This is a genomic window from Mycobacterium sp. 852002-53434_SCH5985345, from assembly GCF_001667155.1.
Classification (GTDB): Bacteria; Actinomycetota; Actinomycetes; order Mycobacteriales; family Mycobacteriaceae; genus Mycobacterium.
In genome coordinates, this window is the sequence record NZ_LZIE01000034.1 from 42,593 (window position 1) to 67,696 (window position 25,104).

General features: G+C 70.3%; 23 protein-coding genes and 1 pseudogene. 13 read left to right on the plus strand and 11 right to left on the minus strand.

Annotated elements, in window-relative coordinates; all coding sequences use genetic code 11:
• Nucleotides 1–17: 17 nt before the first annotated feature.
• From A5756_RS07490 to A5756_RS07515, 6 genes are all read left to right on the plus strand, one after another.
• On the plus strand, nucleotides 18–1,247 hold the full coding sequence (locus A5756_RS07490; protein ID WP_197505748.1) for a 5-(carboxyamino)imidazole ribonucleotide synthase: 1,230 nt from the start codon (nucleotides 18–20) through the stop codon (nucleotides 1,245–1,247).
• Nucleotides 1,240–1,752 (plus strand): 5-(carboxyamino)imidazole ribonucleotide mutase, encoded by a 513-nt coding sequence (gene purE / locus A5756_RS07495; RefSeq protein ID WP_156659307.1) that lies wholly within the window; start codon nucleotides 1,240–1,242, stop codon nucleotides 1,750–1,752. Before A5756_RS07490 ends, purE begins: the two co-directional genes overlap by 8 nt.
• Nucleotides 1,753–1,766: 14 nt before the next feature.
• Nucleotides 1,767–2,936: an acyl-CoA dehydrogenase gene (locus A5756_RS07500; RefSeq protein WP_066949853.1), complete on the plus strand. Its 1,170-nt coding sequence runs from the start codon at nucleotides 1,767–1,769 to the stop codon at nucleotides 2,934–2,936.
• Between the two features lie 133 nt (nucleotides 2,937–3,069).
• The gene (locus tag A5756_RS07505) at nucleotides 3,070–4,266 is read left to right on the plus strand and encodes a PP2C family protein-serine/threonine phosphatase (protein ID WP_066949856.1); all 1,197 of its coding nucleotides are present in this window, start codon (nucleotides 3,070–3,072) and stop codon (nucleotides 4,264–4,266) included.
• A gap of 71 nt (nucleotides 4,267–4,337) precedes the next feature.
• Nucleotides 4,338–5,864, plus strand: coding sequence for a sensor histidine kinase (locus tag A5756_RS07510; protein ID WP_082948290.1), 1,527 nt, complete (start codon nucleotides 4,338–4,340; stop codon nucleotides 5,862–5,864).
• On the plus strand, nucleotides 5,861–6,301 hold the full coding sequence (locus A5756_RS07515) for a response regulator (RefSeq protein WP_066949862.1): 441 nt from the start codon (nucleotides 5,861–5,863) through the stop codon (nucleotides 6,299–6,301). Before A5756_RS07510 ends, A5756_RS07515 begins: the two co-directional genes overlap by 4 nt.
• Nucleotides 6,302–6,303: 2 nt before the next feature.
• On the opposite strand, the gene A5756_RS07520 is transcribed toward A5756_RS07515, so the two are convergent.
• Together A5756_RS07520 and A5756_RS07525 are read right to left on the minus strand one after the other, a co-directional pair.
• A complete protein-coding gene (locus A5756_RS07520; RefSeq protein WP_066949865.1) occupies nucleotides 6,304–7,485 on the minus strand; it encodes a CoA transferase in 1,182 nt (393 codons plus the stop codon).
• 13 nt (nucleotides 7,486–7,498) lie between these two features.
• Complete coding sequence (locus tag A5756_RS07525; protein WP_066949868.1) at nucleotides 7,499–8,413, minus strand: class I SAM-dependent methyltransferase; 915 nt, start codon at nucleotides 8,411–8,413, stop codon at nucleotides 7,499–7,501.
• 115 nt (nucleotides 8,414–8,528) lie between these two features.
• Here A5756_RS07525 and A5756_RS07530 point away from each other — a divergent pair, with 115 nt between their 5' ends.
• Nucleotides 8,529–10,169, plus strand: coding sequence for an AMP-binding protein (locus tag A5756_RS07530; RefSeq protein ID WP_066949872.1), 1,641 nt, complete (start codon nucleotides 8,529–8,531; stop codon nucleotides 10,167–10,169).
• Here A5756_RS07530 and ctpC read toward each other — a convergent pair.
• The 4 genes from ctpC to A5756_RS07550 all read right to left on the minus strand — a co-directional run bounded on the left by ctpC (nucleotide 10,116) and on the right by A5756_RS07550 (nucleotide 14,848).
• Nucleotides 10,116–12,290, minus strand: coding sequence for a manganese-exporting P-type ATPase CtpC (gene ctpC / locus A5756_RS07535; RefSeq protein WP_066949875.1), 2,175 nt, complete (start codon nucleotides 12,288–12,290; stop codon nucleotides 10,116–10,118). The two genes, A5756_RS07530 and ctpC, sit on opposite strands and share 54 nt — an antisense overlap.
• Before the next feature lie 11 nt (nucleotides 12,291–12,301).
• Nucleotides 12,302–12,583, minus strand: coding sequence for a DUF1490 family protein (locus A5756_RS07540; protein WP_066949897.1), 282 nt, complete (start codon nucleotides 12,581–12,583; stop codon nucleotides 12,302–12,304).
• A gap of 88 nt (nucleotides 12,584–12,671) precedes the next feature.
• Nucleotides 12,672–13,388 (minus strand): TIGR03089 family protein, encoded by a 717-nt coding sequence (locus A5756_RS07545; protein WP_197505749.1) that lies wholly within the window; start codon nucleotides 13,386–13,388, stop codon nucleotides 12,672–12,674.
• A complete protein-coding gene (locus A5756_RS07550) occupies nucleotides 13,376–14,848 on the minus strand; it encodes an LCP family protein (RefSeq protein WP_066949899.1) in 1,473 nt (490 codons plus the stop codon). Before A5756_RS07550 ends, A5756_RS07545 begins: the two co-directional genes overlap by 13 nt.
• A gap of 98 nt (nucleotides 14,849–14,946) precedes the next feature.
• On the opposite strand from A5756_RS07550, the gene rfbD reads away from it, so the two are divergent.
• Genes rfbD through A5756_RS07565 form a run of 3 tightly spaced genes read left to right on the plus strand, consistent with a single transcriptional unit; the run spans nucleotide 14,947 to nucleotide 17,804 of the window.
• Complete coding sequence (gene rfbD / locus A5756_RS07555) at nucleotides 14,947–15,831, plus strand: dTDP-4-dehydrorhamnose reductase (protein WP_066949903.1); 885 nt, start codon at nucleotides 14,947–14,949, stop codon at nucleotides 15,829–15,831.
• The gene (locus A5756_RS07560) at nucleotides 15,824–16,723 is read left to right on the plus strand and encodes a glycosyltransferase family 2 protein (protein WP_066949907.1); all 900 of its coding nucleotides are present in this window, start codon (nucleotides 15,824–15,826) and stop codon (nucleotides 16,721–16,723) included. Before rfbD ends, A5756_RS07560 begins: the two co-directional genes overlap by 8 nt.
• Before the next feature lies 1 nt (nucleotide 16,724).
• A complete protein-coding gene (locus A5756_RS07565; protein WP_066949910.1) occupies nucleotides 16,725–17,804 on the plus strand; it encodes a sugar phosphate nucleotidyltransferase in 1,080 nt (359 codons plus the stop codon).
• 77 nt (nucleotides 17,805–17,881) lie between these two features.
• Here the strand turns inward: A5756_RS07565 and A5756_RS07570 are convergent, their stop codons facing one another.
• Genes A5756_RS07570 through cofD form a run of 4 tightly spaced genes read right to left on the minus strand, consistent with a single transcriptional unit; the run spans nucleotide 17,882 to nucleotide 22,341 of the window.
• A complete protein-coding gene (locus A5756_RS07570) occupies nucleotides 17,882–18,418 on the minus strand; it encodes an NUDIX hydrolase (RefSeq protein ID WP_066949913.1) in 537 nt (178 codons plus the stop codon).
• Nucleotides 18,415–19,992, minus strand: a complete 1,578-nt coding sequence (locus A5756_RS07575) for a class I SAM-dependent methyltransferase (RefSeq protein ID WP_066949915.1) — start codon at nucleotides 19,990–19,992, stop codon at nucleotides 18,415–18,417. Before A5756_RS07575 ends, A5756_RS07570 begins: the two co-directional genes overlap by 4 nt.
• Nucleotides 19,993–20,002: 10 nt before the next feature.
• On the minus strand, nucleotides 20,003–21,343 hold the full coding sequence (locus A5756_RS07580; RefSeq protein ID WP_066949918.1) for a coenzyme F420-0:L-glutamate ligase: 1,341 nt from the start codon (nucleotides 21,341–21,343) through the stop codon (nucleotides 20,003–20,005).
• Complete coding sequence (gene cofD / locus A5756_RS07585; RefSeq protein ID WP_066949921.1) at nucleotides 21,340–22,341, minus strand: 2-phospho-L-lactate transferase; 1,002 nt, start codon at nucleotides 22,339–22,341, stop codon at nucleotides 21,340–21,342. The genes A5756_RS07580 and cofD overlap by 4 nt, the downstream gene beginning before the upstream one ends.
• A 352-nt stretch (nucleotides 22,342–22,693) precedes the next feature.
• Here cofD and A5756_RS07590 point away from each other — a divergent pair, with 352 nt between their 5' ends.
• Complete coding sequence (locus A5756_RS07590) at nucleotides 22,694–23,032, plus strand: WhiB family transcriptional regulator (protein ID WP_082948283.1); 339 nt, start codon at nucleotides 22,694–22,696, stop codon at nucleotides 23,030–23,032.
• Between the two features lie 15 nt (nucleotides 23,033–23,047).
• Here the strand turns inward: A5756_RS07590 and A5756_RS07595 are convergent, their stop codons facing one another.
• Entirely contained in the window at nucleotides 23,048–23,470 is a 423-nt protein-coding gene (locus tag A5756_RS07595) for a metallopeptidase family protein (RefSeq protein WP_066949924.1), read from the minus strand.
• A 172-nt stretch (nucleotides 23,471–23,642) separates the two neighbouring features.
• Between A5756_RS07595 and A5756_RS07600 the strand changes: the two genes are divergently transcribed.
• Both A5756_RS07600 and manB read left to right on the plus strand, forming a co-directional pair.
• Nucleotides 23,643–24,086 carry a DUF3499 domain-containing protein gene (locus A5756_RS07600; RefSeq protein WP_082948282.1) on the plus strand — a complete coding sequence of 148 codons (444 nt, stop codon included), beginning with the start codon at nucleotides 23,643–23,645 and terminating at the stop codon, nucleotides 24,084–24,086.
• Nucleotides 24,087–24,206: 120 nt separating this feature from the next.
• Nucleotides 24,207–25,104: pseudogene (gene manB / locus A5756_RS07605) on the plus strand (phosphomannomutase/phosphoglucomutase); the annotation flags it as partial.

Here is a 25,104-nt window from a genome sequence, read left to right on the forward strand (position 1 = left end):
GCCCGCGCCGTGACACCATGATGGCCGTGCCGAGTACACGCCCGCCCAGGGCCGCCCCCGCAGTAGCGCCGTTGGTCGCCATGGTCGGCGGCGGCCAGCTTGCCCGGATGACCCATCAGGCCGCGATCGCCCTGGGGCAGACGCTGCGGGTGCTGGCGACCGCCGCCGACGAGCCGGCCGCGCAGGTCACCCCCGACGTCGTGATCGGTTCGCACACCGAGCTGGAAGACCTGCGCCGGGTCGCCGCCGGGGCCCATGTCCTGACGTTCGATCACGAGCATGTGCCGGGCGAGCTGCTGGACAAGCTGGTCGCCGAGGGCGTCAACGTCGCCCCGCCGCCGCAGGCGCTGGTGCACGCCCAGGACAAGCTGGTCATGCGCCGGAAGCTGGAGTCGCTGGGCGTTCCCGTGCCCAGCTACGCCGAAATCCGGAGCGTCGACGAACTCGATGCCTTCGCGCGGCGCATCGCCGGCCCCGTGGTCGTGAAAGCGGTGCGCGGTGGCTACGACGGGCGCGGGGTGCGGATGGCACGCGACCCGCTGCACGCCCGAGAGATCGCGGCCGACTTCCTGGCGGCTGAGGTGCCGGTGATGGCCGAGGAGCAGGTGAGTCTGCGCCGCGAGCTTTCGGCGCTGGTGGCGCGCTCACCGTTCGGCCAGGGCGCGGCGTGGCCGGTCGTCGAGACGGTGCAACAGGACGGGATCTGCGTGCAGGTGATCGCGCCCGCCCCCGGGCTGCCCGATAGCGTCGCGGCCGCCGCCCAGCAGCTGGCGTTGCGCCTGGCCGCCGAGCTGGGTGTGGTCGGGGTGTTCGCGGTCGAGCTGTTCGAGACCACCGACGGGGAGCTGCTCGTCAACGAGCTGGCGATGCGACCGCACAACTCCGGGCACTGGACCATGGACGGGGCGCGCACCAGTCAATTCGAACAGCACGTCCGCGCGGTGCTGGACTATCCGCTGGGCGACACCGACGCCATCGCGCCGGTGACGGTGATGGCCAACGTGCTCGGCGCCGCGGAGCGGCCCGCGATGACGATCGACGAGCGGTTGCACCACCTGTTCGCGCGGATGCCCGACGCCCGGGTGCACCTCTACGGCAAGGAGGAACGGCCCGGTCGCAAGGTCGGCCACGTCAATTTTCTGGGTACCGACATGGCGGAGGTGGCCGCGCTGCGGACGCGCGCCGAGTTGGCGGCACACTGGTTGTCGCACGGGCAGTGGACGGACGGATGGGATCCGCATGAGTGAGCCTCGCGTTGGCGTGATCATGGGCAGCGACAGCGACTGGTCGGTGATGTCCGACGCCGCGGCGGCGCTGGCCGAGTTCGACGTGCCGGCCGAGGTTCGGGTGGTCTCGGCGCATCGCACGCCCCAGGCGATGTTCGACTACGCGCGCGGCGCGGCCGACCGCGGCATCGAGGTGATCATCGCGGGCGCCGGCGGCGCCGCCCACCTGCCCGGGATGGTCGCGTCCGCGACGCCGCTGCCGGTGATCGGGGTGCCGGTTCCGCTGGCGCGCCTGGACGGCCTCGACTCGTTGCTGTCGATCGTGCAGATGCCTGCCGGCGTCCCGGTGGCCACGGTCTCGATCGGCGGCGCGCGCAACGCGGGCCTGCTCGCGGTGCGCATCCTCGGCTCGTCCGACCCGGCGCTGCGGGCCCGCCTCGTCGAGTTCCAAGGCCAGCTGGCCGACAGCGTGCGCGCCAAGGATGAGGCGCTGCAGCAGCTGCACGGTAAAGTTACCGGCGAGTAGCAAGGAGGCTTGAGATGGCTGGTTGGGCCGGAGACCCGTCGTTCGATTTGTTCCAGTTGCCCGAGGAGCACCAGGAGCTGAGGGCGGCGATCCGCGCGCTGGCGGAGAAGGAGATCGCGCCGCACGCCGCCGACGTGGACGAGAATTCGCGCTTCCCGGACGAGGCGCTTCAGGCGCTCAACGCGTCCGGCTTCAACGCGGTCCACGTCCCCGAGGAGTACGGCGGCCAGGGCGCGGATTCCGTCGCGGCGTGCATCGTGATCGAGGAGGTCGCCCGCGTCGACGCCTCGGCCTCGCTGATCCCCGCGGTGAACAAGCTGGGCACCATGGGGCTGATCCTGCGGGGCTCCGACGAGCTGAAGAAGCAGGTGTTGCCGTCCATCGCCGACGGCACCGCGATGGCGTCCTACGCGCTTTCCGAGCGGGAAGCCGGCAGCGACGCGGCCTCGATGCGCACGCGGGCCAAGGCCGACGGCGACGACTGGATTCTCAACGGCGCCAAGTGCTGGATCACCAACGGCGGCAAGTCGAGCTGGTACACCGTCATGGCGGTCACCGACCCGGACAAGGGCGCCAATGGCATCTCCTCGTTCATGGTGCACGCCGACGACGAGGGGTTCACCGTCGGGCCCAAAGAGAAGAAGCTCGGCATCAAGGGCTCCCCGACCACCGAGCTGTACTTCGAGAACTGCCGCATCCCCGGCGACCGGATCATCGGTGAGCCGGGCACCGGCTTCAAGACCGCGCTGGCGACGCTGGACCACACCCGCCCCACCATCGGCGCCCAGGCGGTCGGCATCGCGCAGGGCGCGCTGGACGCCGCCATCGCTTACACCAAGGACCGCAAGCAGTTCGGCAACCCGGTCAGCGACAACCAGGGTGTGCAGTTCATGCTCGCCGACATGGCCATGAAGCTGGAGTCGGCCCGGCTGATGGTCTACCACGCGGCCGCCCGCGCGGAACGCGGCGAATCCAACCTGGGCTTCATCTCCGCGGCGTCCAAGTGCTGGGCGTCGGACGTCGCGATGGAGGTGACCACCGACGCGGTGCAACTCTTCGGCGGCGCCGGCTACACCGTCGACTTCCCGGTCGAGCGGATGATGCGCGACGCCAAGATCACCCAGATCTACGAGGGCACGAATCAGATTCAGCGCGTTGTCATGTCGCGGGCGCTGCTGCGCTGAACGCGACGCTAGCATCTCTCAGGGCAGCCATTCGGGGTGGTGGGGCCACACGTAGAGTCGTGCGAATGGGTCTGACCGTGGGGGTCTCAGTGAACGGCCTGGCGCCGTCTGTGCGCGCCCGGATGACCGGGAAATGATGCCCGTGCGCGCTCCAGTGACCCCGCCGGCGAACTGGCAGTCGTTCTCGTTGCTATTGGTCGAGGACGACCGCGCCGACGCGGTGCTGGTGGAAGACCTGATCGCCGATGCGGTCGCCGATATCCGGGTGGTGTGGGCGCAGTCGATGGCCCACGCCGAGCGCGAACTCGCCTCCGCCCGGCCCGACTGCGTGCTGCTGGACCTACACCTGCCCGACGCCAACGGCATGGACGCGCTGGACCGCATCGCCAAGCGCGACGCCACCGTTCCCATCGTCGTGCTGACCGGGCTGAACGACGAGTACTTCGGCGCCTCGGCGGTCGCCGCCGGTGCCCAGGACTACCTGGTGAAGGGCCGGGTCGAGCCCGAGATGCTGCGGCGCGCACTGCTGTACGCGATCGAGCGCAAGCGCGCCGAGCTGATCGCCGCCGACCTGCACGCGACCCAGCTGCGGGCCCGGGAGAACGCCCTGCTGGAGCGCGGCCTGCTGCCCTCCCCGCTGCTACTGGACAACCCGGGCGTAGACATCGTCGCGCGGTACCGGCCGAGCCGCGAGGACGCGCTGCTGTGCGGCGACTTCTACGACGTGGTCCAGACGCCCGACCGGGTCGTTCACGTCCTGATCGGCGACGTCGCTGGGCACGGGCCGCACGAGGCCGCCCTGGGCGCGGCGCTGCGCATCGCCTTTCGCGCGCTCACCTTCGCCGGCGTGCACGGGGTGGAGCTGATGCGGCAGCTCGAGCGGGTGCTGCACTCCGAGCGCACGGGCACAGGCGTTTTCGCGACCGTGCTCAGTCTGGAGATCCCGGCCGACAGCCAACTCATCACCGTCATCCGGGCCGGTCACCCCGGGATGCTGTTGCAGCGCGACGGAACGGTCGAATGGGTGGAGCCGCCGGGAGGTCCGGCGCTGGGCCTGCGCGCCGACGACGACTGGCCGCGCCATGAGATGGACTTTCCCGCGGGCCACGGCCTGCTGCTGCTGACCGACGGCCTGTTCGAGGGGTATTCCGGACAAGGCACCCAGCGCCTCGGCGAGGACGGTCTGCTCGAGCTGGCCCGCTCGCACGCGAACCGGCCGGGACTGGAGTTCGTCGACGCGCTCATCGACGGCGCCCAGGCGCTGGCCCAGTCGCAGGGCGGGCTCACCGACGACATCGCCGTGCTGCGGGTCGAACGGACCACCAGGTGATCCCGAGGTTGCGCCGCCTGCGCCTGTCGCAGCTCACCGTGCGTGGCTGGCAGGCCCTGGTCCTGGTCAGCATGGGCGTGATGGTGCTGGCCGGCGCACTCGTCGGCGCGCTCTTGCTGGACCGCACCGACGAGATGACGCACGAACTCCTCGACAACATCCAGCCGGCGCGCGTGGCGGCCTTCCAGCTGCAGGCCGCGCTGCGCGACCAGGAGACGGGCATCCGGGGCTACCTGATCGCCGGGGACCGGCAATTCCTCACGCCGTACTACGACGGGCAACACGCCGAACGCACTGCGGTGGACGACATCCGGCGCCACCTGAGCGAGCGTCCGGACCTCATCGGTGACCTGGACGCGATCGAGAACGCCGCGGCCAAGTGGCGGGCAAGCTACGCCGAACCGGTCATCGGCACCGTGATGCCGAACGGCAAGAACGTCACGAGCAAACCGTCGGCGGAGCGCGGCAAAGCCGAATTCGACCATTTGCGAATGCTTTTCGACAGCCAGAACGCGGACCTGGCCGCCGCGCGGGCGACCGCCGCGGACGAACTCAAGCGGGTCGATGCCTGGCGCAATAGGGCATTCGGCGCCATGGTGTTGCTGTTCTTCGTCACGGCCGGGATGCTGGGGGTCCTGATCCGGGACACGGTCGCGCGTCCGCTCGCCGCGCTGGCCGCGGCGTGCCGGCGGATCACCGAGGGCAACTTCGAGGAAAGCATCGCGCCGCCGAAGCGGCCCAAAGACGTTCGCGACATGGCGATCAACGTGGAGAACATGCGCAAGCGCATGGTCGACGAGCTCGAGACATCGCGTACGGCCCAGGCGCAGCTGGACGAGCAGGCGGCCGAATTGCGCCGGTCCAACACCGAACTCGAGCAGTTCGCCTACGTCGCGTCGCACGATCTGCAGGAGCCGCTGCGCAAGGTCGCCTCGTTCTGCCAGCTGCTGGAGCGGCGATACGGCGACAAGCTCGACGAGCGCGGTATCGAATACATCGGATTCGCGGTCGACGGGGCCAAACGGATGCAGGCGCTGATCAATGACCTGCTTACCTTCTCGCGCGTCGGGCGCCTGGGTGCCACGGAGACCGACGTGGACCTCGACACGGCGCTGGACTCCGGCCTGGCCAACCTGGCCACCGCGATCGAAGAGTCGGAAGCCGAAATCGTGCGCCCCGACGCGCTCCCGCGGATCAAGGGCGACCCCATGCTGCTGACGATGCTATGGCAGAACCTGATCGGCAACGCGGTGAAGTTCCGGCACAAAGACCGCCGGCCCCGCGTCGTCATCGAGTGCGCGCCGGGCACCGGCGTCCACGACGGCGAATGGGTGATCACCGTGTCGGACAACGGCATCGGTATCCCGGTCGAGTTCGCCGACAAGGTCTTCGTCATTTTCCAACGCCTGCACGGCCGCGACGTGTACGCCGGGACCGGCGTCGGCCTCGCGTTGGTCAAGAAGATCGTCGAGCATCATGGCGGCACCATCCGGATCGACCCGACCCGCACCGACGGGACGCGGTTCGAGTTCACGCTGCCCATGCCCGAGCCCGCCGGTGAAGCAGACTCAGACGCTTTGGAAGGAGCGCATCAATGACATCAGAAGGCAGAGCGATCGACATTCTGCTCGTCGAGGACGACCCGGGGGACGAGCTCATCACGCGAGAAGCCTTCGAGCACAACAAACTCAAGAACCGGCTCCACGTGGCGCACGACGGAGAGGAAGGCCTCGACTACCTCTACCGCCGCGGCAAGTTCGAGGATGCGCCGCGGCCCGACCTCATCCTGCTGGACCTGAACCTGCCCAAGTACGACGGCCGCCAGCTGCTGGAGAAGGTCAAGTCCGACCCGGACCTGGCCCGCATCCCGGTCGTCGTGCTCACCACCTCCTCGGCCGAGGAGGACATCCTGCGCAGCTACAAGCTGCACGCCAACGCCTACGTCACCAAGCCGGTCGACCTGGACCAGTTCATGAAGGCGGTCCGGCAGATCGACGAGTTCTTCGTCCAGGTGGTGCGCCTGCCCAGCCTGTAAGGCTATGGCGCCGTGAGGAACTCGTCATTGTGCTGCCCGGGCGCGGGCGGGGGATCGGTGACCACCGCGTCGAAGCTCGCGTAGCGCGCCGGCATGCGGACCACCGTGACCGCGTCGCCGCCGGTGCCCACCCGCAAGGCGAGCTCGTTCTCCCCGAACAGCGGGGTGTCCACCACCTGCTTCCAGGTGTAGGCCAGGCAGGCCATCAGGCCACTTTCCTGAAGCAGCTCAACCCATTCGGCCGCCGTCTTGGCGGCCAGCGCCGACTCGAGTTCTTCGGTCAACTCGTGGTAATTCATTGCCCGCGAACGCTGATCGATGAACCGCTCGTCGGTCAGCAGGTCCGGCCGCCCGATGATCTGGCACAGCTTCGCCCAATGCTTTGGCACATACGCGCTGATCACCAGGTACCCGTCGGCGGCCTTGAACGCGTCGGAGGGTTGGGTCGCGAAGCCAACTCCCTTGCGCTTCTTCGGCTTCGGTGTGGCGTCGGGCTTGGCAGCCTCGCTGGGTTTGTTCAGATGAATCGTGAGCTGACTGGCCTGCAAGTTGACCGCCACGTCGTACATGGCGACGCTCACCACGTCGGCGACGCCGTGGCGCTCCCGGTTGAGCAGCGCGGCCAGCACCGCCTGGGCCAGCACGTGACCGCTGGCGGCGTCGACGAGCTGGAAGGGGATGATCTGCGGTTTGCCGGTCGGCGTCGGCATCCCGGTCGTCATGCCCGACTCGGCTGCGACCATCAGATCGACGCCCGGCCTGCTGCCGTGCGGGCCGTTGCCGCCGTAGGCCGACAGCCGCGCGTAGACGAGCCGGGGGTTGCGGGCGCGCAACTCGTCGGGGCCCAGGCCCATCCGCTCCATCACGCCGGGGCGGAACCCTTCCAGCACAACGTCGGCGTCATCGACCAGCCGCAGAATCTGTTGCTTGGCTTCGTCGTTCGTGAGGTCGACCGCCACCGACTTCTTGCCCCGGTTGTGCGGCAGAAACAGCGTGGGCAGCGGCGGACGCCCGGGCAGGACCGCGGTGATGTGCCGGGCCGCCTCACCCAGGGGCGCCTCGACCTTGATCACCTCGGCGCCCAGGTCGGCCAGCACCTGGCCGGCCAGCGGCCCGGCGATGTTCTGGGTGAAATCGAGTACCCGGAACCCGTCAAGCGGCTTGGCGGGCATGCTGTCTGCCATGGGTGGCCTTCCGTCAACGGGCCGCGTGCAACTCCGCGATGCAGTAGTAGTTCTCGGCGAACGGCGCACCGGCTTCGGTGCGCTGCAAAGGTAACCCGTTGTCGGCCAACAACTGATTCAGGGGTGTGCGAACCGGGCGCCAGCCCCGCCGCTGCAGATACGTCGCCGGGTCGTTGCGCTCGCCGGGGAACCCCAGGTCGCCGAGCGCGATGTCCAGCCCGTTCTCCCGCCACTTCTCGCTGGCGGCGTTCAGGGCGTCCCCGTTGTCGCCGGAGTTGCTGAAGACCTCGGCCACCAGCCGGCTCCCGTCGGCGCTGAGCGCGGTGACGTCGTCGAGCAACCGGTCCTGCGCCTCGGGCGGCAGGAAGCCGAGCAGGCCCTCGGCGGCCCAGGCCGCCGGCCGCCCGGTGTCGAAGCCGGCCTCGCGTAGCGCCGACGGCCAATCGTGGCGCAGGTCGATGGGCACGGCCCGAACCTCGGCGGTGGGCCGGGCGCCCAGCTCGGCGATGGTCGCCGTCTTGAATTCGATGACTTGCGGTTGGTCGATCTCGAACACCGTGGTGCCCGCCGCCCACGGCAGCCGGTAGGCGCGCGCGTCCAGGCCCGAGGCCAGGATGACGACCTGGCGGATGCCCGTCGCACCCGCCTCGGCGAAGAACGCGTCGATGTAGCGCGTGCGGGCGGCCAGCATGTCGGTCATGCGTTGCATGCCCCACGGGGCGCCGGGCTCGTCGACGTCGGCCGAGCTCAATTCGCCGGCGGCCCACCGCGTCATGAAATCGACGCCGACGGCGCGCACCAGGGGCTCGGCGAACGAGTCGTCGATCAGGCCGTCGCGGGTGGCCCGGGCCCGTCCGGCCGCCACCATGGTGGCGGTGGCCCCCACGCTCGTGGCCAGGTCCCAGCTGTCGTTGTCGGTGCGCGTCATCGGCAATGCCCTTTCCGTCTAGTCGTTAACCAGAGTAACGATGGTGACGAAAGACCCCTGTCGCAGTGGCGTTGCGCCCTTATTCCCGGGCGGCGCCCGGCGGCAGCATCGACGTGTGGAACCTCTTCGGCGCGCGGGCTTGGAAGCCCGGTCGCTTTTTCTCTATGTCCGGTCCGGGGGATTGGGGTGGCTACCGCCCGGGCGGATCGTGCCGGCGCTGCGCGCCCTCAAACGCTACGGCCTGCTGGGGGCGGCGCCGGCGATCGCCGCCGGGCGAGACCGTGACGGGGTGGCGCTGATCGACGAGCGCGGGTCCCTGACGTTCGGTGAGCTGGACGAGCGGACCAACGCGTTGGCCAACGAGTGGCGGCGGCGCGGGCTCGGCCCGGGCGCCGGTGTGGCCATCCTGGCCGGCAACCACCGGGGCTTCCTGGAGGCCGTCTTCGCCGCCGCCAAGTGCGGCGCATTCGTCCTGCTGCTCAACACCGGCTTCGGGCGCACGCAGTTCGCCGAAACGCTGGCCCGCGAAGGCGCGGACCTGCTGGTCTACGACGAGGAGTACAGCGCCGTCGTCGGGGACGTCCGCCCGAGGCTGGGCCGGATCCGGGCCTGGACGGATACGCCCGCTCCCGACTCCCTGGACGCGCTGATCGAACGCGGGGATCCCCGCCCGCCGCCCTCGTCGGGTGGGCGGCCCAAGATTGTCATCTCGACCAGTGGGACGACGGGAACGCCGAAGGGCGCCGCGCGCTCCGAGCCCCACTCGCTGATACCGGTGGGCGGTCTGCTCGGCAAGGTGCCGTTCCGCGGCCGGGAAGCCACGGAATGCTGTGTGCCGCTTCTTCATTCGATGGGTTTCAGCCACGCGATGTATGCGATGGTGCTGGGCTCGACCCTGGTGCTGCGCCGCCACTTCGATGCCCGAGAGACGCTGGCCAGCGTGGCCGCGCATCGGGGCAGCGCCATGATCGTCGTGCCGATCATGTTGCGGCGCATCCTTGATCTGGGGCCGGCCGCCCTGGCCGAGCACGACCTGTCGTCGCTGCGCATCGTGTTCATCGGCGGTTCCCAGCTCGGTGGCGCGCTGGCCACCCGGGCGCTCGAGGCGCTCGGCCCCGTGGTCTACAACATGTACGGATCCACCGAGGTCGCCTACGCCACCATCGCCACGCCGGCCGACCTGACCGCCGCGCCCGGCTGCGTGGGCGCGGTGGTCCCGGGCTCGGTCGTCAAGATCTTCGGCGACGACGGCCGCGAGGTGCCGCCGGGGACGCCGGGGCGGATCTTCGTCGGCAACGTGCTGACCTTCGAGGGATACACCGATGGCGGCACCAAGGAGTCGGTTCACGGCCTGATGTCCACCGGCGACATGGGTCATTTCGATTCCGACGGCAGGCTCTTCATCGACGGGCGCGACGACGAGATGATCGTCTCCGGCGGGGAGAACGTCTACCCCGGCGAGGTCGAAGAGGCGCTTACGCAGCATCCCGGCATCCTCGACGCCGCCGTCGTCGGCGTCGACGACGAGGAGTTCGGGCAGCGGTTGCGCGCCTACCTCGTGCTCCGGCCGGGCGCGACGCTGACCGAGCACGATGTCCGGGAATATGTGCGAAACCGGCTGGCGCGCTTCAAGATTCCGCGTGACGTGATCTTCGTCGACGAGCTGCCGCGCAACGCGGGCGGCAAGGTGCTCAAGCGGGTGCTAGTCCAGCCGGTAGCGGATCAGCCGGGAGCTGTTGGCCACCACCGCGACTGACGACGCGTTGTGCAGGATCGCGGCCAGCACGGGGGATAGCGCACCGCCCGCGCCGATGATCAGCCCGGCGGCGTTGACGGCGATGGACATGCCGTAGTTCTCCCGGATGACGTCGACGGCCCGGGCGCCCAGGTCGCGCACGTCGAGCAGCCGGTGCAGGTCGTCGTTGGCCAGTGCCACGTCGGCGGTCTCGACGGCGACGTCGGTTCCGGCCAGGCCCATGGCGATCCCGATGTCGGCGGCCGCCAGCGCCGGGGCGTCGTTGATGCCGTCGCCGACCATGCCGACCACGTAGCCGTCGTTCTGCAGCCCGCGCACCACCTCGAGCTTGTCCTCCGGCATCACCTCGGCGCGCCACTCGTCGAGGCCCAGCTCCTCGGCGACTACCCGGGCGATGTCCGGGTGGTCGCCGGTGAGCATGACGATGCGCCGGATACCGTTGTCCCGCAGCTGCTTCAGCACCTCGACCGCCTCGGTGCGCACCTCGTCGCGCAGGCTGATCAGTCCCACCAGCTTGCCGTCGACCGCGAGCAGCAGCGGGGTCTCGGCCTTGCGGCGCAGCCGGTCCACCCACTCCGACGCCTTCTTCGACACCCGCACCTTTTCGGCGCGCAGCAACCCGGGGCTGCCCAGCAACAGGGTGCGGCCGTCGGCCCAGGTGCGCATGCCCAAACCCACCAGGACCTCGCACTCCTCGTGCGGCGGGATGGTGATGTGGCGTTCCTCGGTGGAGCGGATCACCGCCTCGGCCAGCGGATGGCGGGAGTGGATCTCCGAGCTGGCCGCGTAGGCCAATACCTGCTCGGGTTCCCAATCCTTGTGCAGGGCAATGATATTGGTGACGACGGGGCGGCCGACGGTGAGCGTCCCGGTCTTGTCGAACACGATCGCGTCGACCCGGCCGGCCTGCTCGAGGTGGGAGCCGCCCTTGATCAGGATGCCGCGGCGGGCGCCGTTGCCGATCGCGGCACTGATCGCGGTCGGGGTGGACAGGCCCACCGCGCAGGGGCACGCGATCAACAGCATGGTCATCGCGCGGCGCACATCACCGGTGACCGCCAGGGTGAGGGCCGACACGATGAACGAGGTGGGAACGAAACGGCGGGAGAAGTTTTCGCCCACGGTCTGGATGGGCGCGCGGTCGTGTTGGGCCTCCTCGACCCGGGTAATGATGCGCCCGATCGCCGTCTGGTTGCCGACGGCCTGCGCGCGCACCACCAGGCGCCCGCGCACCACGACCGACCCGGCGTGCACGTGCGCGCCGACCAGGACCGAGACGGGCAGGTTCTCGCCGGTGATCGCGGACTGGTTGACGATCGCCTCGCCGTCGGCCACCTCACCGTCCACCGGTATCGCGACGTGGTCGTGGATGATCACCTCGTCGCCGATCTGGACGCCGTCGATGGGGACCTGGACTTCGGCCCCATCGGTCAGCCGGATCCACGCCGTGTCCTGGCTGCCGCGCAGCAGTTCGGAAATCGCCCGGCGGGTCCGGCGCAGGGTGAGGTCTTGCAGGTACTCGCCGATGTTGAGCAGCCACAGCACCGTCAGCGCCACCACGTTCTCGCGCAGCACCAGGCTCGCCACCGTCGCCGCCGACACCAGGGCGTCGGTGCCGGCCCGGCCGGAGCGCAACGAGCGCAGCGCGCCGCGCAGGAACGGGTAGCCGGTGAAGATGGTGACGCCGGTGGCCAGCACCCGGCCGTTCGGGCCGAGCAGCGGCGGCCGGGCGAACACGTAGCGGCGCACGCCGAGCAGGGCCAGCGCGGCACCGCCGACGACCATCCGCAACACGTCGGTGTTGCGGATCTCCTCCGAATGCGGCGCGCGTGCGGGAATCAGCTCGGCGGCGACGTGTGCGGCGGAGCTGATCGCGCCCAGCACCGCGGCGCGGTCACAACGCCGGGGCGAATACCAGACGACGACGGATCCGGTGCGCGGGTAGGCGTGCACCACGCGCACGCCATCCTCGTTGGCGACGGCCTCCTCGATCGCCACCGCGCGCCGGGAGTCGCACCGCAGCCAGTCGACGGAAACCCGCATGCGCCCGGCCGCATCCGAAACGATTTGCAGCGCGGGGTCTTTCGGTTGGACCGGGTCCAGGGCGGTGGCGAGCGCCATCTGCGCGGGGATCAGTGGTCGTGCTGGTGGACGTCGGCGACGGCCGGCGTGGGCGCTTCCTCGCCGATGCGTTCGCGGGCTTCGGCCATGACGTCGGCGATCTTCAGGCGGGCGGACTCGGCGGCTTCCTCGGCCTTGCGCGTCCCGCGCAGCCCCAGCTCGGCAGCCGACACCGCGGTCTCGTGCAGCGGCGCCTTGGCCACGGCCTTGCGCACCACCTCGTAGGCCGTCACGCCGACCAGGCCGGTGACCACCGTCGATGCCGCCTTTGCCAAGAGCGCGTACCCCGCCATTACCCGGACCTCCCTGTCGTCGTGGCGTCAGCTGATGCTCGCTCGACGTTAACATTGAAATATTGCGATATCAATATGTATCCGCGCGTTAGAGCACCCGGGTGACCTTTTCGGTCTCGATCCTGCGCTGCAACGCCGACGGGTCGGGATTGGCCACCTGCACCAGCGAGCCGCCGACGGCCAGGATCGCCAGCGGGCCGTCCACCAGCTCGCCGGGTTCCGACCACGCGGAGGTGGACAGCACCCGGTCGGCGGCCGTCAATTCCTTTGCGGCGGCGGCGCTTTGGCAGTCGGCGAGGACCTCGTCGACCGATCGGCCGGCCAGCGCCGGACCGGGATGGGGTTCGGCGACGATCTGGTCGCCGTGCACCCGCACGGCGGTCGCGTAGTCGGTGACTCCGATCGGCAGGTCGGGCGCCGAGCGGCCGAACGGGTCCAGCGACAGCACCGCCACCTCGCCGGCCCCGGTCTCGTCCGCCTCGTCCAGCCGCTCGGCGGTGCACATGGCGATGTCGGCCGGGCCCGATGCGAGCACGGCCTCGGCGCCGATCCACCACACCCCGAACAGCACGGCCGCGGTCTGCCAGTGCGCGGGCAGCAGGATCGCGACCCGGCTGCCCGGTCCGGCGCCGAGCTCGTCGCGTAACAGGTTGCCGGTCTTGGCCGCCCAGTTGGCCAGCGTCGCCGCCGACAGCTCGATGCGCTCGCCGGTCGCGTCGTCGTAGTAGGTGATGCGCGGGCCGACCGGGTCGGTCCGCAGCATCGGGTCGAGGATGGCGCCGGCGAGCGTGCTCAGTTGATGCACTCGGGCTTGTCGGAACCGGCGGTCAGGATCGGCGAGGGCGGCGGGACGTTCGGGTCGGCCGCCACCGCACCGACGTTGGACACCCGGGCGGGCAGCACCGACGCGGTGCCGGAAAGTCCGGAGCCGGGGCCGGTGTAGTCGTTGCCCAGCACCACCTTGACCGAGCCCGCCGCGACGGATGCATCGGCGACCACCGGCAGCCCGCCGAGCTCCTTGGCCACCTCCTGGGCCCCCAGGTCGTCGGTCTTGGCGGCCCGGACCTGGCTGCCCTTGACGTGGCCGGCGTCGTTGTTGCCGACGGTGCCTGCGCCAAATCCCTTGGCGGTCAACACCTGTGAGACCGCCGATGCCAGACCGTTGATGTCGGTGTCGTTGATCACGCTGGCGGTGGTCTTCGCCGGGGTGTAGGCGATCTCCTCGGTCTTGCCCTGCTCCTGCTCGTGCAGTAGCCCATTGACCCAGTCCTGTACCTGATGCGGGTCCACCCGCACCACGCTCTGCATCCCGTCGTCACTCCAGCCGGCCCCGTCCAGCACCGGGATGGTGGCGAACGCGACGTTGCCGCCCGCGAGCTTCTGCATCTGCTGGACGAAATCCATTACGTCCCATCCCTGAGAGATCACCACCGAGCGTTGCACCGCGGCCTCGAGGCGTCGCACGGTGGTGGGGCTCGACAGCGTCTTGCCGGAGATGACCCGGTGGGCCAGCGAGGCCATCACCACCTGCTGACGCACCACCCGGTCCAGGTCGCCGCGCGGCAACTCGTGGCGCTGACGGACGAAGCTGAGCGCCTCCGGCCCGTCCAGGCGTTGCGGGCCGGCCGGGAAGTCGGCGCCCGAAAGCGGTTCGAAAACCGGCTCTTTGAGGCAGACGTCCACCCCGCCGAGCGCGTCGGTGATCAACGAGAAGCCGAGCAGCCCGATCTCGGCGTAGTGGTCGACGGTAACGCCGGTGAGGTCGGCGACGGTCTTGATCAGGGCCTCGCGCCCGGCCTCGGTGCCCTGCGCCGCGGCGTCCTCGGCCGAATCGCCGGCCTTGACCAGGCTGGTGCGCTTGGCCTCGCGGGTCTGGCCGTAGACGCCGTTGATCTTCGTCTTGCCCAGGCCGGGGGCCGCGACGTAGGAGTCGCGGGGGATCGAGATGGCCGTCGCCGACTTCCCGTTGTTGGGGATCCGGATCAGGATGATCGTGTCGGTGTTGGTCGCTTCCTCGTCGCCGGCCCGCAGGGCGGCCAGCTCCTCTTGGGACAGCGGGTTGCCGTGCGCATCCGTGCGGCTGTCGAGGCCGACCAGCAGGATGTCGATCGCGCCGTCGTCGCCGCCCTTGCCGAGCGAGGGCGCGGACATGTGGAAGATGCCGTCCTCGAAGGACCGGACGTTGCTCCACGCGAGCCCGGTGCCCAGGACCACCACAAGGGTGAGCGCAGTGGCAATCACACGAACCACACGTTGCACAGGCATCCCACTAGGTTACTTGCGGCACACCTGCTTCGCGGGTAACGAGCCCCCGCGCGCCCCGGCGTTCGCCCGGGCTTTCCCGGGCATGCCAGACTCGAACCATGTCGAGCAGGATCGTGATCGCCGGTGCCGGGGGCCAGCTGGGCGGCTATTTGCGCTCGCTGGCGGCCAGTCAGGGCCGCGACGTGGTGGGGCTGACCTCGTCGGAGTGGGACATCACCGACCCCGCCGCCGCCGAACGGATCATCGAGCGCGGTGACGTGGTGGTCAATTGCGCGGCCTACACCGACGTCGACGGCGCCGAGAGCGACGAGGCAGGCGCCTACGCCGTCAACGCCACCGGCCCCGAGAACATCGCCCGGGCCTGCGCGCGCGCCGGTGCCCGGTTGATCCACGTCTCCACCGATTACGTCTTCAACGGGGACTTCGGCGGCGCCGACCCGCGGCCATACGAGCCCAGCGATCAAACCGCCCCGGCGGGCGTGTACGGGCGCAGCAAGCATGCCGGGGAGGAGGCCGTCATTTTGGCGTTGCCGGACGCCGTCATCGTCCGCACCGCCTGGGTCTACACCGGCGGCGACGGCAAGGACTTCGTCGCCGTCATGCGCCGGCTGGCCGCGGGGGACGGCCCGGTGAACGTCGTAAACGACCAGGTCGGGTCACCGACGTATGTGGGCGACCTGGCGGAGGCGCTGCTGCAGATCGCCGACGACCACGTGCCCGGGCCGATCCTGCACGCCGCCAACGAGGGCGCGGTGTCCCGCTTCGAGCAGACCCGCGCGATCTTCGAAGAATGCGGCGCAGACCCCGAGCGCGTGCACCCGGTCAGCACCGCGGAGTTTCCGCGCCCCGCCCCGCGCCCGACCTACTCCGCGCTGTCGGGCCGCGAGTCCGCCGCGGCGGGCCTGCGGCCGCTAAGGCCCTGGCGCGCTGCGCTTGTCGCGGCGCTCACCGCCGATCTACCGTTACCCTCTACGCGTGACTGACGTCCTGCCGGTCGTGACGGTGACCTACTCACCGGGCCCACACCTCGAGCGATTCCTGGCCTCGCTGTCGCTGGCCACCGAGCGGCCCGTGTGTGTGCTGATGGCCGACAACGGCTCCACCGACGGAACCCCGCAGGCCGCCGTCGAGCGCTATCCGAACGTGCGACTGTTCCACACCGGCGCCAATCTCGGGTACGGCACCGCGATCAATCGCGCGGTCGCGCAGCTCGCCGAGACGCCGGACATCGACGACGACTGGGTGATCGTGGCTAACCCCGACGTGCAGTGGGGCCCGGGCAGCATTGACGCCCTGCTGGACGCCGCCACCCGCTGGCCGCGCGCCGGCGCCCTTGGCCCGCTCATCCGCGACCCCGACGGCTCGGTGTACCCGTCGGCGCGCCACCTGCCCAGCCTCATCCGCGGCGGCATGCACGCGGTCGTCGGCCCGCTCTGGAAGCGCAATCCGTGGACGGCGGCCTACCGCCAGGAGCGGCTGGAGCCCACCGAACGCCCCGTGGGCTGGCTGTCGGGGTCGTGCCTGCTGGTGCGGCGGTCCGCCTTCGGCCAAGTCGGCGGGTTCGACGAGCGCTACTTCATGTATATGGAAGACGTCGACCTCGGGGACCGGCTCGGCCGGGCCGGCTGGCTGAACGTCTACGTGCCGTCGGCCGAGGTGTTGCACCACAAGGGCCACTCCACCGGCGACGACCCGGCGAGCCACCTGGCGGCGCATCACAAGAGCACCTATATGTTCCTGGCCGACCGGCATTCCGGGTGGCGGCGCGCGCCGCTGCGCTGGACCCTGCGGGCCTCACTGGCGCTGCGGTCCCGTCTGATGGTGCGTGGCGCGCTGCGCACCCGGAGACGGAAACTGGCGGAAGGGCGGCGCTGAGATGGCTAACCCGCAAGTCGATGCCGTAATTCTGGTCGGCGGCAAGGGCACCCGGCTGCGGCCGCTGACGCTGTCGGCGCCAAAGCCGATGCTGCCGACCGCCGGGCTGCCGTTCCTGACCCACTTGCTGTCGAGGATCGCGGCGGCGGGCATCGAGCACGTCATCCTGAGCACCTCGTATCAGGCCGCGGTGTTCGAGGCGGAGTTCGGCGACGGGTCCAAGCTCGGCCTGCAGATCGACTACGTCACCGAGGACCGGCCCCTGGGCACCGGCGGCGGCATCGCCAACGTGGCCGCCCACCTGCGTCACGACACCGTGATGGTGTTCAACGGCGACGTGCTCTCGGGTTCGGACCTCAATCAGATGATCGACTTCCACCGCGCGCAGCAGGCCGACGTCACCCTGCACCTGGTGCGGGTGGGCGACCCGCGGGCCTTCGGCTGCGTCACCACCGACGAGAACGGCAGGGTCACCGCCTTCGTGGAGAAGACGCAGGATCCGCCCACCGACCAGATCAACGCCGGCTGCTACGTCTTCGAGCGCGGCATCATCGACCGCATCCCGCGCGGGCGCGAGGTGTCGGTCGAACGCGAGGTGTTTCCCGCCCTGCTCTCCGATCCGGACGTCAAGGTGTGCGGCTACGTCGACGCGACCTACTGGCGGGACATGGGCACACCGGAAGACTTCGTGCGCGGTTCGGCGGACCTGGTGCGCGGGATCGCTCCGTCGCCGGCGCTGCACGGCCACCGCGGCGAGCAGCTGGTGCACGACGGCGCGGCGGTGTCGCCCGGCGCCGTGCTGATCGGCGGCACCGTCGTCGGGCGCGGCGCCGAGATCGGTCCCGGCGTCCGGCTGGACGGCGCCGTGATCTTCGACGGCGTCAAGGTCGAGGCGGGCAGCGTGATCGAGCGATCCATCATCGGCTTCGGCGCGCGCATCGGCCCGCGGGCGCTGATCCGCGACGGCGTGATCGGCGACGGCGCCGACATCGGTGCGCGCTGCGAGCTGCTGCGCGGCGCCCGGGTCTGGCCCGGCGTTTCGATTCCCGACGGCGGCATCCGCTACTCGTCCGACGTCTGAGGCCCCATCCCTGTGCGCGAGTGTGCAGCTAGCCGCACGCTCGAGCCCGAGTGTGAAGCTAGCTTCACACTCGGCGGCTAGGGGCGGGTGGCGCGGCCGACCAGATACGCCAGCGCGTGGTCGGTGCCGTCGGGCAACGCGCCGGCCGGCCACCAGCGCAGGTCGTCCGACTCGTCGCTGATCGCGATCCGTGCGCCGGCGGGCGCGTGCGCGACGAACTGCAGATCCAGGTGGCGGGTGGGCACGCCCAACGAGCAGGTGACCGGGTGGACGTGGATGGCGGCCAGCCGGGGCTCGATGCGCAAGCCGTCGACGCCGGACTCCTCGGTGGCCTCGCGCAGCGCCGCGGCGACGATGTCGTCGTCGTCCTCATCGCAGTGGCCGCCCAGCTGCACCCACCGGCCCACGCGGGGATGCAACGTCAACAGCACCCGGCCGCCGGTGTCGTCGAGCACCAGCGCCGAGGCCGTGACATGACCCGGTACGCACTCGCGGCGACACGCGTCGGGCCGAGCATGCACATAGGCCAGGACCGCGTGCCGCAACGCGTCCTGCGCCGCGTCGGGCGCCTCCCACTCCGACAGCAGCGAGATCGCCGACTCCCGGACGCTCACCGGGAACCCCGTCGCTTCCGGCGGTCCCGCAGCGCGACCCAGGCCGCGCGGCAGTGCGTCACCACCTCCGGCGCGAGCCCCAGGCCGTCGATCAGGACGTGGCGGTCGACGAGGTCGAGCGCCTTCTCGATCTCGTTGGCCTTCAACAGCAGATCGACGTCGCACGCGAGCTCGGGGCCGGCGAGCGCCGGCGGGGGAATGGGGAGCTGCTCGGCTTCGCGCGGTTCCAGCTCCAAAATCCCCCCGCCGTAACTGCGGCCGATGACCTCGGCGAAGGCGAACGTCACGCTGTTGTGGAACACCGCGGCCAGCCCGGTCGGGTCGACACCGCCGGCGAGCCGGACCCGGTGCACGGTGTCGGTGCTCGTCGACGCGGCGGCGTTGACGGTCAGCCGCGGCGCGCGGTGGATCTGGCGCAGCATGAACAGGTCCGGGATCCACAGCGACGGCGTGCTCCACCACGGCTTGCGGATCGAGCACTTGAAGCCGCGATCCACGCCGGCGGCCGCACCGGCAGCGATGTGGGCGAGCACGGCGGGGTCGACGGGGTCGCGCGGCGCGTTGAGCAACCAGCCGCGGCGCCCGGCGGCGACATCGCTTGCCCGGCAGTCGGTGTCGTAGACCAACCCGGACAACTGCGCGCTGCGCGAGACGAGCGGGACGCAGTGGGGCAGCAGCCCGAGCTCGCGGGCCTGCGCGTCGGTGAGCGTGAAGAAGCTGTTGCGGCCCGTCACGATCCCCACATCCACGGCGGCGACCGACCCGAGCCGGATCAGCATCGTCGACCGCTTGAGGGTTCGCAGCAGCCGGATGGCGGCCGGGTCGAGGAAGTACTGGGTCCACTTCTCGTTCTCGTGCAACAGCGCGGGCGCCCATTCGGCGTCCAGGTCCGCGTGCGCGAGGGCACCGGCGTCGGTGAGGTGGACCGTGCGGATCCGGGCGGGCCCCGGGCCGGCGACCCCGCAGAACAACACCACCTCCTGCAGGACGCCGTCGAACACCAATCGCTCGAACGTCACCAGCGTGATGTCGCTGAACCGGCTCAACAGGAACTCGCGCAGCTGTGCGGCGTAGGTGACCTGGAGTAACTCGGCGGGCAGCACCAGGCCCACCCGGCCGCCGTCGCGCACCAAGATCGAGCTCGCCACCACGAAGGGGACCCAGGCGTTGGTCAACCGGGTGGGCCGCAATCCCTCGCGCCGCATCAGCTCCAGTGCGGGATCGCGCTGCTCGGACGCCCAGTTGCCGAACCGGATGTAGGGCGGGTTACCCGCGACCCCGTCCCAGCCGCCGGGCGCGGCGCTGGCCAGCCACGCGAACAGGTTCGCGACGTCGACGGGCGCGAATTCCCGTGCCTTGGCCGCCTCTTCGGCGACGAGTTCGACGCCGTGGACCCGCCCGCCGAGGGCGGCCAGCTCGCGCAGGATCGCACCGTCACCGCAGGAGGGTTCCAGCACGCGCGGTCCGGCGTCGCGCACCCAGCGGGCCAGGAACCGGGCGACGGGCGCCGGCGTGTAGTAGCCGCCGCGGGCCTTGTCGGCGGACGCCGCCGCCTTGCCCGCGAACGTTTTCATGGGGCCAGTATCACTTGCGGATCAACAAATCCCCGGCGTCCGCCGTGTCACGCGGGCCGGCGGGTTCCTCGGGGTAGCCGATCGCAATGGCGCCCAACGGCTCCCAATCACCCGGCAGGTCGAGCTCGGCGCGCACCAGGTCGGCGGCGAAGATCGTCGAGCCGATCCAGCAGCTGCCCACCCCCCGCACGGCCAACGCGACCAGCAGGGCCTGCACGGCCGCCCCGACCGCGACGGTGAACATGGTGTGCTCGGCGTCGGTGCGGGCCGCGTCGGGATACGTGTGCGCACCGTCGGGAACCAGCATCGGAACGACGACCTCGGGTGCGTCGTAGAGAATCTGGCCGCGCGCCACCCGCCGCTCCACCGAGTCGGCGGGCCGGCCGTCGCCGGCGAGGTCCGACCGCCACTTGTCCTTCATGCGGTCCAGCAGCCGCGTCCGAACGTCGGGGCTCTGCAGCCAGACGAACCGGACCGGCCGGGTGTGGTGCGGGGCCGGCGCGGTGAGCGCCTCGGCGACGGCGGACTCGATCAGCTCGGCCGCGACCGGCTCGGCGCTGAACCGGCGCACCGACCGGCGCAACAGCTGCGCCTGGCGGCGCCCCATGTCGAGCGCCTCGGCGGTGCCCAGCCAGAACAGGTCTTCCTCGCCGGGCCGCAACAGCTGCCGGGCCGTCGAGCCGTCGTCGGCCACCGCCAGGCCGCGCACCACGGCCACCGGCATGGCGGTCAATTTGCCCTTCACCAGATCGGCCGCCGCGGCGACCTCGTCGGCGACCGCGATCTCGGTCACCACCAGCTCGTTGCCGTGGCGGTCGACGGTCCCCGAATAGCCGTGCAGCACAGCCAGACCGGCCGACCCCACCGCCGCGTCGATCTGGCCGTTGCGCCACGCGCGGCCCATCGTGTCGGTGATGACCACGGCGACGTCGACGCCGAGCCGGTCGGCCAGCCCGGCACGCAGGGCCGCGGCGCTGCCGTCCGGGTCGACCGGCAGCAGCGCCAGTTCGTCGCGGCCCACGTTGGATCCGTCCACGCCCGCGGCGGCCTGAATCAGGCCGATGCGGTTCTCGGTGATCAGGGTGCGGCCCTTGCGCGCCAGCACGCGCACCGCCTCGGCCTCGACCAGCTTGCGCCGGAGTTGGTCGCGCTCCTCGGCATCCTGCGGCGCCGGCACCAGCCGGCCCTCGCACTTGGACACCACCTTGCTCGTCACCACCACGACGTCGCCGTCGCGCAGCCAGGGCGCAGCCGCGGCCAGGGCCGCGCTCAGGTCGTCGCCGGGCCGGAATTCGGGCAGCCCGGCGACGGGCAGGATCTCGATCGCCGCGCCGGTGCCGTGTTCGGTCACGGCTTCACGCCCGCGAGGTCGAGCCCGGCGCTCACCATCTCGGCCGTCGCCTTCGGGTCGGTCATCAAAAGCGGCACGGCGGCCACCGCCACACCCTGAATGTCGGCGTGGTCGCCCTCGTGCACCAGCCAGCAATCCAGGATTCCGGTGCCACCGCGCGCCCCGTAGTGCTGGCCGACCGCCTCCGCGGTGGACTCCACCCCGATCACCGACAGGCACGCATCGGCCATGCCGCGCAATGGTTTTCCACCGATGATGGGCGAGTAGCCGACGACCGGGGCGGTCGCCGAGCGCAACGCCGCCCGGATGCCGGGGACGGCCAGGATGGCGCCGACGCTCACCACCGGGTTGGACGGCGCCAGCAGGATGACGTCGGCGTCGGCGATGGCCGCGACAGCATCACCTGTGGCGGTGGCCTTTTCGGCGCCGACGAACGCGAAGCTGTGCGTGGGCACGCCGGCGCGGTAGCGCACCCACCACTCCTGGAAGTGAATCGCCCGCCGGGTGCCGTCGTCCGGATCGGTGATCACCACATGCGTCTCGCAGCGGTCGTCGCTCGCCGGCAGCAGTCGGGCGCCGGGTTGCCAGCGATCGCACAGCGCCGAGGTGATCTGCGAGAGCGGGTAGCCGGCGCCCAGCATCTGGGTGCGCACCAGATGGGTGGCGATATCCCGGTCGCCGAGGCCGAACCAATCCGGCTGCACGCCGTAGCGCGCCAATTCCTCTTTGGCGTGCCAGGTTTCGTCGCGGTGACCCCACCCTCGCTCCGGGTCTACCCCTCCACCTAAGGTGTACATGCAGGTGTCCAGATCCGGGCAGACCCGCAGTCCATGAATCCAGGCGTCGTCGCCGATGTTGACGATTGCATTAAGTTCGTGGTTGCCGGTTCCCGCGTCTGGGTGCTGTTGCGTTTCGAACTGTCCCAGCCCGAGCAACTGTTGAATCCCCAGCAGGAAGCGGGCGCCGCCAACCCCACCGACCAGAACGGTGACCTTCACGTGGACGACAGTACTGCCCGACGACTGTGCGGTGGCGGGGCCGTTACGCGGCCCTTAAGCGTAGTCGCGCGCGGTGTGATCGACACGCCGAATGCGCAAAACAACGGAAACGCCGTAATTCGGTCACGAGATGGTATGGAAATGCGCCGTAATGCTTGACCCGGCAGATTAACCCGTGTCTAATCACAACAGTGTCATTTCCCGGTTGGCCGGCCGGTTCCGGTGTCGCAGACCGAGATTCGATCACTTGTTCGAATTGTCGGTACACATCAGAAAAGTGGGAACCACTCACTCTCCCAATCAAACTGAGGAGGCGGACGACCGTATGTCTTACGAACATCTTCGAGGAGTCATGGCGAGCACGCCGCACACCCCTATTGTCTCAGCGCCGGTCCCAACCGTTCGGCCGCACCTGACCGTGGTTCCTGATGCGCCAGTCGCATTCGAGCCCGAGCCGATGCTGGCGCCCGTCGCTGACCAATGGCAGGACCGGGCGCTTTGCGCCCAAACGGATCCCGAGGCGTTCTTCCCGGAGAAGGGCGGCTCCACCCGCGAGGCGAAGAAGATCTGCCTGGGGTGCGAGGTACGCCACGAGTGCCTGGAGTACGCCCTGGAGCATGACGAGCGCTTCGGTATTTGGGGCGGGCTCTCCGAGCGCGAGCGCCGTCGCCTCAAGCGCGGCATCATCTGACGCCGCGCCACAACGTCATTCGTCGTCGATCGTCGGGTCGATGACCGACGGCTCTACATCGAGGTAGATGGCCACCTGGGCCACCAAGATTTCGTGCAGTAAATCACCAAGTTCGACGGTGTCCTTAGCCCGTCGCTCAATTGGCTTGCGGAACAAGACAATTCGTGCCCGCGTGGCGTTGCCGCGGACGTCGACGCCGGCCGGGATCAATCGCGCCAGCGGGATCGGCCCGTCGGCGATCACCTCGGGCGGCCACTGCACGCTGTCGGGATCCTTGGCCGCGATCCGCGGAATCTCGTCGACCGCCACGTCGAGGTCGGCCAGGCGGGCCTGCCAATTCCGCTCGATGGGTTCGTAGGCCTCCAGCACCGCCATGTCGAATCGCTCGGCCCGGCTGCGCCACCCGGGCACCGTCGGCGGCAGCAGCGGGCCGCGCACATCGCGGCCCCGCCGGGAGGACCGATGGGAAGCGAATCGGCCCTGAGACCGATCCCTGTGCGGGGAGCTGCGCGAATCGCCCACGCGCCGATGGTAACGGTTGCACATCGGGGGTCGGCCGGTTGCGCGTGTCCGGCGCTTCGACGGCGTTTCCGCACGATAGCCTTTCGGCGTGAACGTTCCCCGTCGCTGTTGCCGGCCCGGGTGCCCGCACTACGCCGTGGCGACCCTGACGTTCGTCTACTCGGACTCGACGGCAGTCGTCGGCCCGTTGGCGACCGCGCGGGAACCGCATTCCTGGGACCTGTGCGTCGGCCATGCCGGCCGGATCACCGCGCCCCGCGGGTGGGATCTGGTGCGCCACGCCGGCCCCCTCGTTTCTGAGCCCACCCACCCCGACGAGGACGACCTGGTCGCCCTGGCCGACGCGGTGCGCGAGGGTGGCGATCGCGGCGTGCCGTACGCCGCAACGCCGGTGAACGGTTTCGCCGACCCACACATTCACCACGGCGGGTCGCAGGCCACCGCGCCCAGCAGCAGTGTGCTCGCGCCGCCCGAGCATCGATCCGGCCGGCGCCGCGGGCATCTTCGGGTGTTGCCCGACCCCAGTGACTAGCCGTTCCGGCGTCGCGCGCATTCCCCGCGCACCGCTACGGTCGGTGTTTCCCGGGGGCCGATAGGCTGACGGCCAACAGGCGAAGGAACAAACCCTTTCAACGCGTCAGGAGGCCCCGGCATGTCTCGGCTCGCCGCGACCGTGCACCGCGTCGTCAAGGCTTATGACGTACGCGGGCTGGTCGGCGAAGAGCTGGACGAGCCGCTGGTCACCGCTTTGGGGGCGGCCTTCGCCAAGCTGATGCGCGGCGAGGGTGCCCGGCAGGTGGTGATCGGCCACGACATGCGCGACAGCTCGCCCGCGCTGGCCGCGGCATTCGCATCCGGCGTGACGGGCCAGGGCCTGGACGTGGTGCGGATCGGTTTGTCCTCCACCGACCAGCTGTACTTCGCCTCCGGGTCGCTTGACTGTCCGGGCGCGATGTTCACCGCCAGCCACAACCCGGCGGCCTACAACGGCATCAAGCTGTGCCGCGCGGCAGCCAAGCCGGTCGGCGCCGACAGCGGCCTGCGCATCATCAGCGAGGATGTGATCGCCGGGGTCGAGCGCTATGACGGACCACCAGGAACCGTCACCGATCGCGACGTGCTGGAGGACTACGCGACGTTCCTGCGTTCGCTGGTGAACACCGCGGGGCTACGTCCCTTGCGAGTGGCAGTGGACGCCGGCAACGGCATGGCCGGCCTCACCGCGCCCGCGGTGCTCGGCGCGATCGGCTCAATCACCTTGTTGCCGTTGTACTTCGAGCTTGACGGCTCGTTTCCCAATCACGAGGCCAACCCGCTGCACCCGGCCAACCTGGTCGACCTGCAGGCCTACGTCCGCGACAGCGGGGCCGATATCGGGCTGGCCTTCGACGGGGACGCCGACCGCTGCTTCGTCGTCGACGAACGCGGCCGGGGCGTGTCGCCCTCGACGGTGACCAGCTCGGGCACCGCCCGCGACGTGATCACGTTGTGGATGATGGTGGCGCCGATCTCGCGCCCCAGCTCGCGGGCGGCCACCAGGCTGGTCACCG

What these genes read in the sequence shown, in the direction of transcription:
- A5756_RS07490 (WP_197505748.1), top strand. Translation starts at nt 18, where the DNA reads ATGATGGCCGTGCCGAGTACACGCCCGCCCAGGGCCGCCCCCGCAGTA.
- purE (WP_156659307.1), top strand. Translation starts at nt 1,240, where the DNA reads ATGAGTGAGCCTCGCGTTGGCGTGATCATGGGCAGCGACAGCGACTGG.
- A5756_RS07500 (WP_066949853.1), top strand. Translation starts at nt 1,767, where the DNA reads ATGGCTGGTTGGGCCGGAGACCCGTCGTTCGATTTGTTCCAGTTGCCC.
- A5756_RS07505 (WP_066949856.1), top strand. Translation starts at nt 3,070, where the DNA reads ATGATGCCCGTGCGCGCTCCAGTGACCCCGCCGGCGAACTGGCAGTCG.
- A5756_RS07510 (WP_082948290.1), top strand. Translation starts at nt 4,338, where the DNA reads ATGGGCGTGATGGTGCTGGCCGGCGCACTCGTCGGCGCGCTCTTGCTG.
- A5756_RS07515 (WP_066949862.1), top strand. Translation starts at nt 5,861, where the DNA reads ATGACATCAGAAGGCAGAGCGATCGACATTCTGCTCGTCGAGGACGAC.
- A5756_RS07520 (WP_066949865.1), bottom strand. Translation starts at nt 7,485, where the DNA reads ATGGCAGACAGCATGCCCGCCAAGCCGCTTGACGGGTTCCGGGTACTC.
- A5756_RS07525 (WP_066949868.1), bottom strand. Translation starts at nt 8,413, where the DNA reads ATGACGCGCACCGACAACGACAGCTGGGACCTGGCCACGAGCGTGGGG.
- ctpC (WP_066949875.1), bottom strand. Translation starts at nt 12,290, where the DNA reads ATGGCGCTCGCCACCGCCCTGGACCCGGTCCAACCGAAAGACCCCGCG.
- A5756_RS07540 (WP_066949897.1), bottom strand. Translation starts at nt 12,583, where the DNA reads ATGGCGGGGTACGCGCTCTTGGCAAAGGCGGCATCGACGGTGGTCACC.
- A5756_RS07550 (WP_066949899.1), bottom strand. Translation starts at nt 14,848, where the DNA reads ATGCCTGTGCAACGTGTGGTTCGTGTGATTGCCACTGCGCTCACCCTT.
- rfbD (WP_066949903.1), top strand. Translation starts at nt 14,947, where the DNA reads ATGTCGAGCAGGATCGTGATCGCCGGTGCCGGGGGCCAGCTGGGCGGC.
- A5756_RS07565 (WP_066949910.1), top strand. Translation starts at nt 16,725, where the DNA reads ATGGCTAACCCGCAAGTCGATGCCGTAATTCTGGTCGGCGGCAAGGGC.
- A5756_RS07575 (WP_066949915.1), bottom strand. Translation starts at nt 19,992, where the DNA reads ATGAAAACGTTCGCGGGCAAGGCGGCGGCGTCCGCCGACAAGGCCCGC.
- A5756_RS07590 (WP_082948283.1), top strand. Translation starts at nt 22,694, where the DNA reads ATGGCGAGCACGCCGCACACCCCTATTGTCTCAGCGCCGGTCCCAACC.